General features: G+C 62.9%; 11 protein-coding genes. All 11 read right to left on the bottom strand.

The genetic code is table 11. From position 1 onward, the window contains the following. Positions 1–41: 41 nt before the first annotated feature. The 11 genes from F7R20_RS20880 to F7R20_RS20930 all read right to left on the bottom strand — a co-directional run bounded on the left by F7R20_RS20880 (position 42) and on the right by F7R20_RS20930 (position 12,875). Positions 42–602, bottom strand: a complete 561-nt coding sequence (locus F7R20_RS20880; RefSeq protein WP_003179770.1) for a CvpA family protein — start codon at positions 600–602, stop codon at positions 42–44. Between the two features lie 89 nt (positions 603–691). Then, positions 692–1,372, bottom strand: a complete 681-nt coding sequence (locus F7R20_RS20885) for an SPOR domain-containing protein (RefSeq protein WP_003203843.1) — start codon at positions 1,370–1,372, stop codon at positions 692–694. After that, complete coding sequence (gene folC, locus F7R20_RS20890; RefSeq protein WP_003203845.1) at positions 1,356–2,663, bottom strand: bifunctional tetrahydrofolate synthase/dihydrofolate synthase; 1,308 nt, start codon at positions 2,661–2,663, stop codon at positions 1,356–1,358. Before folC ends, F7R20_RS20885 begins: the two co-directional genes overlap by 17 nt. Beyond that, complete coding sequence (accD, locus tag F7R20_RS20895) at positions 2,660–3,580, bottom strand: acetyl-CoA carboxylase, carboxyltransferase subunit beta (protein WP_003203847.1); 921 nt, start codon at positions 3,578–3,580, stop codon at positions 2,660–2,662. Before accD ends, folC begins: the two co-directional genes overlap by 4 nt. A gap of 252 nt (positions 3,581–3,832) precedes the next feature. Then, the gene (locus F7R20_RS20900; protein ID WP_003203850.1) at positions 3,833–4,465 is read right to left on the bottom strand and encodes a phosphoribosylanthranilate isomerase; all 633 of its coding nucleotides are present in this window, start codon (positions 4,463–4,465) and stop codon (positions 3,833–3,835) included. A gap of 63 nt (positions 4,466–4,528) precedes the next feature. Then, positions 4,529–5,353, bottom strand: a complete 825-nt coding sequence (truA, locus tag F7R20_RS20905) for a tRNA pseudouridine(38-40) synthase TruA (RefSeq protein ID WP_003203852.1) — start codon at positions 5,351–5,353, stop codon at positions 4,529–4,531. Between the two features lie 372 nt (positions 5,354–5,725). Beyond that, complete coding sequence (locus F7R20_RS20910) at positions 5,726–8,320, bottom strand: FimV/HubP family polar landmark protein (RefSeq protein WP_003203854.1); 2,595 nt, start codon at positions 8,318–8,320, stop codon at positions 5,726–5,728. 210 nt (positions 8,321–8,530) lie between these two features. Continuing rightward, positions 8,531–9,541 (bottom strand): aspartate-semialdehyde dehydrogenase, encoded by a 1,011-nt coding sequence (locus F7R20_RS20915; RefSeq protein WP_003203855.1) that lies wholly within the window; start codon positions 9,539–9,541, stop codon positions 8,531–8,533. Positions 9,542–9,794: 253 nt separating this feature from the next. After that, positions 9,795–10,907 (bottom strand): aspartate-semialdehyde dehydrogenase, encoded by a 1,113-nt coding sequence (asd, locus tag F7R20_RS20920; RefSeq protein WP_003203857.1) that lies wholly within the window; start codon positions 10,905–10,907, stop codon positions 9,795–9,797. A 54-nt stretch (positions 10,908–10,961) separates the two neighbouring features. Continuing rightward, positions 10,962–12,044, bottom strand: coding sequence for a 3-isopropylmalate dehydrogenase (gene leuB / locus F7R20_RS20925; protein ID WP_003203859.1), 1,083 nt, complete (start codon positions 12,042–12,044; stop codon positions 10,962–10,964). Positions 12,045–12,110: 66 nt separating this feature from the next. Further along, a complete protein-coding gene (locus F7R20_RS20930) occupies positions 12,111–12,875 on the bottom strand; it encodes a class I SAM-dependent methyltransferase (protein ID WP_081352565.1) in 765 nt (254 codons plus the stop codon). Between the last annotated feature and the right edge of the window lie 94 nt (positions 12,876–12,969).

Consider the following 12,969-nt stretch of genomic DNA (forward strand, 5'->3'; position numbering starts at 1 on the left):
GCGACGCAACCCCTACTTAATGGATCTGAACTGAACAACACTTACTGCGGCGTTTTGGCCATCGGCAAGAGGTGTTCCTTGAACGGTATTTCAGCGGGTACGCTGATACCGCTGGCAAGCCACTGACTGCTCCAACCCAGGATCAGGTTTTTGGACCAGTCTGCGACCAATAGAAATTGTGGCACGAGCCGGGACTCCTGCCACCACGTATCCTGCTGTACCGGCCCCAGGCTCAAGAGCCCGACGGCCACGACCACCAGCAACGCGCCACGCGCGGCGCCAAAGGCCATGCCCAGGAACCGGTCCGTCCCGGAAAGCCCGGTGACGCGAATCAGTTCGCCGATCAGATAATTGATCATTGCGCCAACCAGCAAGGTGGCGATAAACAAGATGGCACAGCCCGCGATCACGCGAGCCGACGGAGTTTCGATGTATCCGGCGAGGTACTGGGACAGCGAACCACCAAACATCCAGGCTACGACTCCCGCGATGATCCAGGTCAGCAGCGAGAGGGCTTCCTTGACGAAGCCGCGGCTCAGACTGATCAATGCGGAGATGGCGACGATCGCAACGATCGCCCAGTCAACCCAGGTAAATGGCACGGTGCAGCCTACAGACGGATAAGGCGGCGCATTTTAGCAGAGCGCAGGGCTGTCGGTAAGCTGCACGATTCAAATCAGCTAAATCGCTGTCAGCCGCGCTCTGGCTGGAAGCGCACCACAAAACCCTTGAGGTTCTGCTGGCGGCTGAGCAGATCACGCAGGCGGTCGGCTTCGGCACGCTCGATCAGCGGGCCGACAAACACCCGATTCTTGCCATCGGCGGAACGGATGTAGGCGTTGTAGCCCTGGCTGCGCAGGGTTTTCTGCAAGTTCTCGGCACTTTCGCGACTGGTCAGGCTGGCCAGTTGCACCGACCAACTGACCGACAGGCCATTGGCATCCACGCGACTTTGCGTGGTGTCCGGCTTGGTCGTGGCGGCAGTAATCGGCTGGCTTGGGGCCGGCTTGACCGCTGGAGCGGCCGGAACGGGGGCTGGAGCCGGAGCGACTGACGGCTTGTTCGGTGCGGCAGGCGCAGGCGTTGCGGGTGCAGGTGCAGGCGCAATCGGCATCGACGGCGCCGACTGCTCGGCCAGCTCCTCGTCGCTCGGGACAGGTTCCTGAGGCAATGCCTGGGGCTCGGGCACCGCCACCGGTTCAACCTGCACAGGCGGTACCGAAGGCGCCTGGGGCGCGGCTGGCGCGTCAACCGTGACCTGGCGTTGCTCGTCCTGACGGGAAAACAGCATCGGCAGGAAAATCACCGCCAAGGCCACCAACACCAGGGCCCCGACCATGCGCTGCTTGTACGCCTTATCCAGCAATGCCATCTGCAGCCTCCTCCGTGGAGCGCCGGGCCAACCATTGAAGGGCCTCGGCAACACAAAAAAATGATCCGAACAGCAGGATTTCATCATCGGCCGTCGCCAGGGCGCACTGCCCTTCCAAGGCATCGGCCACGCTAGCGTAGGCTTGCACTGAAGCGCCATGGCGCTGCAAGGCTTCCTGCAACTGCGCCGCGGTACGCGAGCGCGGCGAATCCAGTGGCGTCACCGCCCAATGCTGGACACTAGCACCCAACGCCTCGACAACGCCATCCAGATCCTTGTCGGACAGCAGCCCGAACACCGCCAGGCGCCGCCCCACCACGGGCCGCCGTGCCAGGCGCTCGGCCAGGTACTGCGCCGCGTGGGGGTTATGGCCGACATCCAGCAACAGGTTCAGACGCTTGCCTTGCCAATCGAACCGACGACGATCGAGGCGCCCGACCACACGGGTCGCCTGCAGCGCCTGGACGATTTGCCCGGCATCCCATGGCAAGCCCAGCAACAGGTAGGCCTGGAGCGCCAGGGCGGCGTTTTCCATCGGCAGGTCCAGCAAGGGCAGATCGTGCAATTCCACCGGATTGCCCTGCAGGTCGCTGCCGCGCCATTGCCAGTGCTGCTCGGTCATCGCCAGGTCGAAATCCCGCCCGCGCAGAAAGAACGGGCAGTTCAATTCGCGAACCTTGTCCAGCAACGGCTGGGGAGGATTGAGATCGCCGCAGAGCGCAGGCGCGCCCTGGCGAAAGATGCCGGCCTTCTCGAAGGCCACGGATTCGCGGGTATCGCCCAGGTAATCGGCATGGTCCACGCCAATGCTGGTGACCAGTGCAATGTCTGCGTCCACCAGGTTGACCGTATCCAACCGTCCGCCCAGGCCGACTTCCAGCACGACCGCATCGAGACCGGCACGGGCAAACAACCAGAACGCCGCCAGGGTGCCCATCTCGAAATACGTGAGGGTTGTATCGCCTCGCCCGGCTTCCACCGCGGCAAAGGCTTCGCACAGCTGGGCGTCAGTGGCTTCGACGCCGTTCACTTGCACCCGCTCGTTGTAGCGCAGCAGGTGCGGCGAGCTGTAGACACCGACGCTCAGCCCCTGGGCCCGCAGCAACGAGGCCACGAAGGCGCAGGTCGACCCCTTGCCGTTGGTGCCGGTGACGGTAATGACCCGGGGCGCCGGCTTGGCCAGTCCCATGCGGGACGCTACCGTTTGCGAGCGCTCCAGCCCCATGTCGATGGCCGATGGATGCAACTGCTCGAGGTAGGCAAGCCAGTCGCCCAGGGTGCGTTGGGTCATAGCCCGGCAGGCACTGGCGGAACCACGATCGGCTCGATCGGTGCGGCGACGAATTTCGGCGTCGGCAGACCCATCAATTGTGCCAGCAGGTTGCCCAGGCGCGGACGCAGCTCCTGGCGATGGATGATCATGTCGATGGCACCGTGCTCCAGCAGGAACTCGCTGCGCTGGAAGCCTTCCGGCAGTTTTTCACGCACGGTCTGCTCGATCACGCGCGGGCCGGCAAAGCCGATCAGGGCTTTCGGCTCACCGACGATCACGTCGCCCAGCATCGCCAGGCTGGCGGAAACACCACCGTAGACCGGGTCGGTCAGCACCGAGATGAACGGAATGCCTTCTTCGCGCAGACGCGCCAGCACCGCGGAGGTCTTGGCCATTTGCATCAGGGAGATCAGCGCTTCCTGCATCCGCGCACCGCCGGAAGCGGCGAAGCAGATCATCGGGCAACGGTTTTCCAGAGCGTAGTTGGCGGCACGAACGAAGCGCTCACCGACGATGGCGCCCATGGAACCGCCCATGAAGGAAAATTCGAAGGCCGAGACCACCACCGGCATGCCCAGCAGGGTGCCGCTCATGGATATCAGCGCATCTTTTTCGCCGGTCTGCTTCTGGGCAGCGGTCAGGCGGTCCTTGTATTTCTTGCCATCGCGGAATTTCAGGCGATCCACTGGCTCCAGGTCGGCACCCAGCTCAACACGGCCTTCGGCATCGAGGAAAATGTCGATACGGGCACGCGCGCCGATGCGCATGTGGTGGTTGCACTTGGGGCAAACGTCCAGGGTCTTTTCCAGTTCGGGACGGTACAGCACCGCCTCGCAGGATGGACATTTGTGCCACAGACCTTCAGGCACCGAGCTTTTCTTCACCTCGGAACGCATGATCGAAGGGATCAGTTTGTCTACCAACCAGTTGCTCATGCTTTCTTTCTCCAGTACCGGCGGCCCGAACGCTTTGGTTCGCGGCCCCGCGTATGCCCTTGAGCTAAATTCATTGTGCGGCGAGTCGAGGGGCCGCCACGGTCAGTGCAAAACATGACCTGCGTGCAACCCAACCTTCCTCAGCCATCCCGGCAACCGCACGGCGGCTACCACTTCGCTATCGGCCCACCCGGAGGCGGCACCTGCCTGCTTTGTACAGTGCTGGTATGGACGGCGGCAGTCTGCCAGCCGTCACATTGACGACTGGCTACTGCGCACAGCGGCCATGAATGCACGAATCTTTGCAGGGTCCTTGATGCCCTTGCTCTGCTCCACACCTCCGCTCACGTCCACCGCGTAAGGGCGAACCTGGCGAATGGCCTGAGCCACGTTGTCCACGGTCAGGCCACCGGCCAGGATAATCGGTTTGTCCAGGCCTTGGGGCACCAGCGACCAATCGAACGCTTCACCGGTCCCTCCGGGAACGCCTTCCACATAGGTGTCCAGCAAAATGCCGCTGGCACCGGCGAAAGCTGCGCAACTGGCGGCAATGTCATCCCCGGCCTTGACCCGCAACGCCTTGATGTATGGGCGATGCCAGCCCTCGCAATCGGCCGGGGCCTCGTCGCCATGGAACTGCAACAAACCCAGCGGCACCGCATCGAGTATTTCGCCCAACTCGCAACGACTGGCATTGACGAACAGGCCCACCGAGGTCACGAACGGCGGCAGGGCCTCGATGATCGCCCTCGCCTGCTGCACCGTCACCGCGCGCGGGCTCTTGGCGTAAAACACCAGCCCGATGGCATCGGCCCCGGCCTCGACCGCCGCCAACGCGTCCTCGACGCGGGTGATCCCGCAAATCTTGCTGCGAACGACCGGCATGGTGGGTAAAACCTCAGGCAAATCCGTGAAAGTCCCGGATGGTAGCAAATGCTGCGGAGGGCGTCAGCCGTCGAGTTCCGAGAAGCCCGTGAGGAAATGTGGCCCGATGTAACGCTCCGGCAGCTCGAATTCATCGCGATATTCGACCTGTACCAGGTACAAGCCAAACGGGTGCGCCGTGACGCCACCGGAGCGCCGGATGCGACTGTCGAGCACTTCCTTGATCCACTCCACCGGCCGTTCGCCAGCACCAATGGTCATCAGCACGCCGGCAATGTTGCGCACCATGTGATGCAGGAACGCGCTGGCGCGGATGTCGAGCACGATCATCTTGCCGTGACGGGTTACGCGCAGGTGATGCAACTCTTTGATCGGCGACTTGGCCTGGCACTGGCCGGCACGGAAGGCGCTGAAATCATGGACGCCGACCAGGTATTGCGCGGCCTCGGCCATGCGCTCGACGTCCAGCGGGCGGTGATTCCAGGTGATTTCTTCGTTCAGGTGCGCCGGGCGGATCTGATCGTTGTAGATCACGTAGCGATACCGCCGGGCGATGGCCTTGAAGCGTGCATGGAAGTGCGCCGGCATCACCTTGGCCCAACTGACGCTGACATCGTGGGGCAAGTTGATGTTGGCGCCCATCACCCAGGCCTTCATCGAGCGCTCGACCTGGGTGTCGAAATGCACCACTTGGCCGCAGGCATGCACACCAGCATCGGTACGACCGGCGCAATGCAGCGACACGGGCGAGTCGGCGACTTTGGACAGGGCGTTTTCAAGGGTTTCCTGCACAGTCAATACACCGGAAGCCTGGCGCTGCCAGCCACGATAGCGCGAGCCTTTGTATTCAACGCCCAAGGCGATCCGGAAAAAGCCGTCGGCCGCCATTTCGGCGGCCGGGTTGTCTATGTTTGCCAAGGAATTACAGCCTGCTGAGGTACGCAAAGGCGGGCATTATAAGGCCGATGGCTTGGGATGCCAGTCCGACGGGTGATCCTGTGTTGAATGAGCCGACGCTATCGCGAGCAAGCTTTGCTCCCACCACAACCCCCTGTGGGAGCCGAGCTTGCTCGCGATAGCGGTGGGTCAGCTTGCATTGATGTTGAATGTACCTTGGTCATCGAGAGCAAGCTTTGCTCCCACCGCAAATCCCCTGTGGGAGCGAGCCTGCTCGCGATGACGCCAGTCCAAACACCCGCAAATCCCGCCGCAAACAAAAACGGCAGCCTCACCGGCTGCCGTTCTTGTATAACCACTGACTCAAGCCAAACGCGACAACATCTCCTGCGCTTCGCTCTTCTGGGTGGCGTCGCCTTCGCTGAGGACTTCGCCGAGGATGTCGCGGGCGCCGTCGTTGTCGCCCATGTCGATGTAGGCCTGGGCCAGATCGAGCTTGGTCGCCACTTCGTCGGTACCGCTAAGGAAGTCGAAGTCCGGTTCGTCTTCAGCACCGACCAGGGCATCTTCGGCGGTAAACGTCGGCTGGCCCAGGCTGTCGGACAGGCGATCCAGCTCGGCGTTTACATCATCCAGCTCGGACTCGAAGGCATCCTTGGGCGCATCGTGCGCGTCCATTTCGTCAGACAGGGACAGATCGAAGTCCGCCGGCAGTTCGAGATCGTCGGCTGGGGTGTCAGCCAAGGCTGGCGCTTCAGTCGCAGGCAAATCCAGGCCCTTGAGATCGTCGTCCAGGTCCAGCAGGAAGTCTTCGTCGTCGAGCGCCGGGATCGGGGTCGGCGCATCGGCGCCCAGGTCCAGGTCGAATTCCGACAGGTCATCCAGGCTTTCGTTGGCTTCAGTCTGCTGCTTGAGCACCGACTCGAAACTCAGGTCGTCGTCTTCCGGGAACGCGTCCAGCTCAGCGACAGGCTCTGGCGTCGGCGCAGCCGGGGTCGTTTCCAGGTCATCCAGGCTCAGGTCGAAGGCGCTGTCCAGCTCTTCGTCGGTCGGTGTCTTGTCTTCCAACAGCTCCTTGACGTACTGCGCGTCCAGCTCTGCTGCCACTGTCGCGGCGGCCAAGCCAGCGGCGGAGGCGATCACCATGGCCGGGAAACGGCTTTTCAGCTGTTCGACCTGGGCGAAGTTTTCGCCATTGGCCACCAACTGGCGTTCCTGGGCGACGAAAGCGTCGCGGTCGCCCTGCTGACCGTAGACTTCCATCAGTTTCAGGCGCAGGTCGCTGCGCTGGGGCTCGGCCTTGATGCCTTGTTCAAGCAGGTCGGCGGCCTGGTTCAAGCGGCCGCGATCGATATGGGACTGGGCCTGGGGCAGCACGTCGTCGGAGCGCTCGGCAGCCGGAGCCACCAATGGCGCCGCGATAGGCGGTGTGACCACCACAGGCGCAACCACTGGAGCCGGCTTGGGGACTGGCGCAGGGGCAGGCACGGGTTTTGGCTCAAGTTTTACGCTTGGCGGCGGAACATCAATGCCCTCGAAGCTGCTCGGGGGCAGATCGAGCTCCGGGGAGAAGTCAGCCTCCTCCTCGAGGGCTCGGGCCATGCGCAAGTGCTTTTCCGCTTCCTGTTGAGCCTTGCGGCGACGGGCGAGCAACAACAGCAACAACAGCAGGAGCAGCGCGCCGCCGCCAATCAATCCCAGCAGGATCGGATTGGTCAGCAGGTCGTTGTATTTTTGCTCGTTGGACGCGGCAGGCGTCGGCTCGACCGCAGTGGCAGGCGGCGTCGCTTCCGGGGCTGCCTCTGGCGCAGGTGCAGCCGCCGGGGCCTGTGCCGCTGGCGCAGGGGTCAGCTCTGCGGACATTGCAGGAGGTGCCTCGCCAGCAGGAGGAACGGCGGCACCTTCGGCCTGCATCTTGGCCAGTTGGTTGTTCTTCAGCTCGATCAGGCGCTGCAGTTTGTCCAGTTGGCTCTGCAGATCCGCCATGCGGCTTTTCAGTTCTTCGTTATCCCGGCGAGCCGAGTCGAGGCTTTCCTGGGTGACTGCAAGCTTGTTGGTGAGCGCCTGGGCATCGCCGGCAGCGCCCTTGCCCTTGCCGCCCGCCTTCGCTGAGTCAGCCGACACCAGGCTCAAGTTGTCGCGGCCGGCAGCCTGTGCCGGCGCGCCTTCACCACGGCCACGCTTGGTAGCATCCAATTGCTGCTTGCCAGCACCCGCCACGCTACGACGACCCGAGCGCCAGGCGGCGTTCTGCGCAGCCACTTCAGCGATGGCCTGGGGTTGCGGCAATGCAGTGCTTTGCACCGGGTCCGGCAGGCGCAATACCTGGCCGGTCTTGAGCAGGTTGATGTTGCCGTTGATGAATGCGTTCGGGTTCAACGCCTGGATTGCCAGCATGGTTTGCTGGACCGATCCACCGTTACGCACCTTGGCGGCGATTTCCCACAGGGTATCGCGCGGCGTGGTGGTGTATTGCGAAGGCTTGGTCGCCCCGGTGACCGGCGTGGACACGACCTGGGGCGGTTTCGCCCGGGCGGCGTCGGCGGCCTGTGGCGAGAATTTGGAAGGATCGAGCAATACGCTGTAGTCGCGCAGCAGACGGCCGTTGGGCCACATCACCTGCACCAGGAACTTGACCATCGGTTCAGACAGCGGCCGGCTGGACGTTACCCGCAGGACGCTCTTGCCATTGGCGTTGATCACCGGGGTGAAGCTCAGGTCATTGAGAAAGGCCTGGCGGTCGACGCCGGCCTTGGCGAAGTCATCGGGCGAGGCCAGGCTCGGCACGACTTCGGCAGCGGTCAGTTGCTGGACGTCGAGCAACTCGATCTCGGCGACCAGGGGCTGGTTCGGCGTCGACTTCAGGGTCAATTCCCCGAGCCCGAGCGCTTGCGCCATACCGGAGGACAGCGCCGAGGCGGCCGCTATTGCTAACACCAGTTTGCGAACTTGAACCATAGCCTCTTCCTTTGTTTGAACATTCCTCGGCCAGCGAGAAGGTATTGATGCCGCTGCCGTAAGGCATTGCGCGCAGCCCCGAAGCGACGGTGCGCGCGATCATTTCACTCATGCCCCGGGAAAGTCCCCCAGAGGGATGTTCGCCTTCAGCATTCCGACCAAGCATAGCGCCCAGCTAGAATCATTCGACAAATTGATGCCAAGTATCTTTTACAGCAAGTCTTTTATCAACAACTCAGCCACCTGCACCGCATTGAGCGCCGCGCCCTTGCGCACGTTATCTGACGTCAGCCACATATTTAGTTCCGCCGGATCATCGATCCCACCGCGCACACGACCAACGTAGACCACATCCTGCCCCACCGCATCGCCCACCGCCGTCGGGTAATCGCCCGCATCCACCAGCTCGATACCGGGTGCCGCTTCCAACGCCGCGTTGACCTTGGCCAGGTCGATGGGACTGGCAGACTGCACAGTCACGCTAAAGCTATCGCCAAAAAACACCGGGGCTTGAATGCAAGTTACGGAAATCTTTAACAAAGGCTGATTCAGCACCTGGCGCAACTCGCGGACCAGGCGCTTTTCCAGCTGCGTATGGCCCTGCTCGTCCGGGATGCCGACCTGGGCCAGCAGGTTGAACGCCATCTGCCGATCAAAGAATTTCGGCTCCAGCGGACGGGCGTTGAGCAGCTCGGCGGTCTGGCGCGCCAATTCGCTCACGGCCACGCGGCCCTGGGCCGACACAGCGAGGCTGGCGGTCAGGCTGATGCGCTGCAAGTCCAGGCATTCGCGCAGCGGCGCCAGCACGACCGCCAAGGCCGTGGCCGAGGCGCTGGGGCTACCGACCTGCAACGGCTTGCTCAAACCGGCGAGCACCTGGGCGTTGGCTTCCGGCACGATCTGCGGCGCCTGTTCGGGCGGCAAGGCGCCGGACAGGTCAATCAGCGCACAACCGGCCGCCGTGGCCCGCGGGGCGAAACTCAGGGTCACCGCCGGGCCGGCGGCGAAGAACACCAGTTGGACTTTGCTGAAATCGAACTCGTCGACTTCGCGCACCCGCACGTTTTTGCCGCGGAACATCACCGAGCTGCCTGCCGATTCGCTGCTGGCCAGCAGGTGCAGGTTGCCGACCGGGAAGTCCCGCTCTTCGAGAATCTGGACGAGGGTTTCGCCGACAGTACCGGTGGCGCCGATCACGGCAATATCAAAGGACTGGCTCATGGGTCTACCTCAGGTAAAACGTGGGGAGCGGCACTTTACCGGGTGGTGGGTATGCAGGCAATTGGCCGGAGGCTTTGCAGTGCCTGGGCTGGCCTCATCGCGAGCAAGCTCGCTCCCACATGGGGTCTTCAGTGGCCACAAAACCTGTGGGAGCGAGCTTGCTCGCGATGAGGCCAGCCCTGACACACAACCGCCCCCCAATAAAAAACCCGCACCTCTCACAAGGCACGGGTTCTTTCACAGCAGCAATCGATCAACGCTCGAGCAGGATCCGCAGCATGCGACGCAGCGGTTCGGCCGCGCCCCACAGCAGTTGGTCGCCGACGGTGAAGGCGCCGACGAATTGCGAACCCATGTTGAGCTTGCGCAAACGACCCACCGGTACGTTCAGGGTGCCGGTGACCTTGGTCGGGCTCAGCTCCTGCATGCTGATTTCGCGGTTGTTCGGCACCAGCTTGACCCAAGGGTTGTGCTGGCTGATCAACCCTTCGATGTCGGCGATCGGCACGTCTTTGTTCAGCTTGATGGTCAGCGCCTGGCTGTGGCAGCGCATGGCGCCGATGCGCACGCAGATACCGTCCACCGGGATCGGGCTCTTGAAGCGACCCAGGATCTTGTTGGTTTCGGCCTGGGCCTTCCACTCTTCACGGCTCTGGCCGTTAGGCAGTTCCTTGTCGATCCAGGGGATCAGGCTGCCAGCCAGCGGTACGCCGAAGTTCTCGGTTGGGTAGGCATCGCTGCGCATCGCCTCGGCGACCTTGCGGTCGATGTCGAGGATGGCGCTGGCCGGGTTGGCCAGGTCATCGGCGACGGCGGCATGGGTGGCGCCCATCTGCTTGATCAGCTCACGCATGTTCTGCGCGCCGGCACCGGACGCTGCCTGGTAGGTCATGGCGCTCATCCACTCCACCAGACCGGCTTCGAACAGGCCGCCCAGCCCCATCAGCATCAGGCTGACGGTGCAGTTGCCGCCGATGTAGTTCTTGGTGCCCGCGTCCAGCTGCTGGTCGATGACCTTGCGGTTCACCGGGTCGAGGACGATCACCGCGTCGTCCTGCATGCGCAGGCTGGAAGCGGCGTCGATCCAGTAACCCTGCCAGCCGGCTTCACGCAGCTTGGGGAAGACTTCGCTGGTGTAGTCGCCGCCCTGGCAGGTCAGGATCACGTCGAGCGTCTTGAGCTCTTCGATGCTGTAGGCATCCTTGAGCGCACCGGTGTCCTTGCCCACGGACGGGCCCTGGCCACCGACATTGGAAGTGGTGAAAAACACCGGCTCAATGAGATCGAAATCCTGCTCTTCCAGCATTCGCTGCATGAGCACGGAACCGACCATGCCGCGCCAACCGATCAGACCTACACGTTTCATCGCAACTACACCTATACAAAAGTGGGCCACCGTCGAAGCGGTGGGCCCGAAAGATTACAGATTCCGCAGCGCGGCGACTACTGCATCGCCCATTTGCTGCGTACCGACTTTGGTACAACCTTGCGACCAGATATCACCAGTGCGCAAGCCCTGGTCCAGGACCACGCTGACGGCTTTTTCGATCGCGTCGGCGGCATCGTTCAAGTTGAAGCTGTAGCGCAGCATCATCGACACCGACAGGATGGTCGCCAACGGGTTGGCAATGCCCTGCCCGGCGATGTCCGGCGCCGAACCGTGGCACGGCTCGTACATACCCTTGTTGTTGGCGTCCAGGGAGGCCGACGGCAGCATGCCGATGGAACCGGTGAGCATCGACGCTTCGTCGGACAGGATGTCGCCGAACATGTTGTCGGTGACGATCACGTCGAACTGCTTCGGCGCACGCACCAGTTGCATGGCGGCGTTGTCGACGTACATGTGGCTCAGCTCGATGTCCGGGTAATCCTTGGCCACCTGCTCGACCACTTCACGCCACAGTTGGCTGGAAGCCAGTACGTTGGCCTTGTCCACCGAGCACAGTTTCTTGCCACGCACGCGAGCCATGTCGAAGCCAACCCGGGCAATACGGCGGATTTCGCTTTCGCTGTACGGCAGGGTGTCGTAGGCCTGGCGCTCGCCATTATCCAGCTCACGGGTGCCACGCGGGGCGCCGAAGTAGATGCCGCCGGTCAGCTCGCGAACGATGAGGATATCCAGGCCAGCAACGATTTCCGGCTTCAGGCTCGATGCATCGGCCAGTTGCGGGTAAAGAATCGCCGGACGCAGGTTGCCGAACAGGCCCAGTTGCGCGCGAATCTTCAGCAGGCCACGCTCAGGACGGATGTCACGTTCGATCTTGTCCCATTTCGGGCCGCCCACGGCGCCCAGCAGCACGGCATCGGCTGCACGGGCACGGTCCAGGGTTTCATCGGCCAGGGGCACGCCGTGCTTGTCGATGGCTGCGCCGCCGATCACATCGTGGCTGAGTTCGAAGCCCAGGCCGTACTTGTCGTTCGCCAGCTCCAGGACCTTGACCGCTTCGGCCATGATTTCCGGGCCAATGCCATCACCTGGGAGAATCAGAATCTGCTTGCTCATGCTTTCCTCGTTTGCTCTGTCGGCACACGCCTGGGCTTTGTACCCAACGCCTGGCCGGGAAAAATGCTATCGCTCGGCCCACAGCACCAGTACATCTGTACTGAACGAACCATCGGCCTCAATCTCAAAATATTCACGCACTTCATCGCCCATCGAACGCTGCAGCTGGAGAATCGCCGCCCGCATCACCTCGGGGGTGCGCATGCGCTCGACCCAGGAGCGATATTCCAGGCGCAGGCGTTGGCGCGAGGTGCTGCGGGTGTGCAACCCCGCTTCGCTGACCTGGCGCAACCACTCGCCGGCAGAATAATCGCGCACGTGGCTAGTGTCGCGCAGCACTTCGACGCTTTGCAGGTACGTGTCCAGCAACGGCATGCCAGGCGACAGGACGTCGATGAACGCCACCACCCCGCCCGGCTTGAGCACCCGGCGCACTTTTCGCAACGCCAGGCCCAGGTCGCTCCAATGATGCGCCGAATAGCGGCTGAACACGAAGTCGAACTCAGCGTCGGCGAACGGCAGGCGCTCAGCGGCGCCGCATACCGTGCTGATATTGCCCAGGCCACGCTCGGCAGCCGCCGTGGCGACCACGTCGAGCATCTGCTGGGACAAATCATAAGCCACCACTTCACCGGCCAGCGGCGCCACGTGGAAACTCACATGGCCGGCGCCGCACCCCAGGTCCAGCACCCGGGCATCGCCACGACCGGCCAACGCAGCCTGTAGCAGCGCGAATTCAGCGCCCTGGGCGTGCACGGCACTGCTCAGATAGGCCGAGGCCTGTTCACCGAATTGCTTTTGTACAACCTGACTGTGGGCGGTGCTGGTCATGGGGACTTCCTTTTGGTGTTGTGTTGCCTGGGCGGGCCTCATCGCGAGCAAGCTCGCTCCCACAGGGAATTTTTGGCGTTCACAAAACACCTGT

Source organism: Pseudomonas brassicacearum subsp. brassicacearum, from assembly GCF_008801605.1.
In the GTDB taxonomy this organism is placed as follows: Bacteria; Pseudomonadota; Gammaproteobacteria; order Pseudomonadales; family Pseudomonadaceae; genus Aquipseudomonas; species Aquipseudomonas brassicacearum.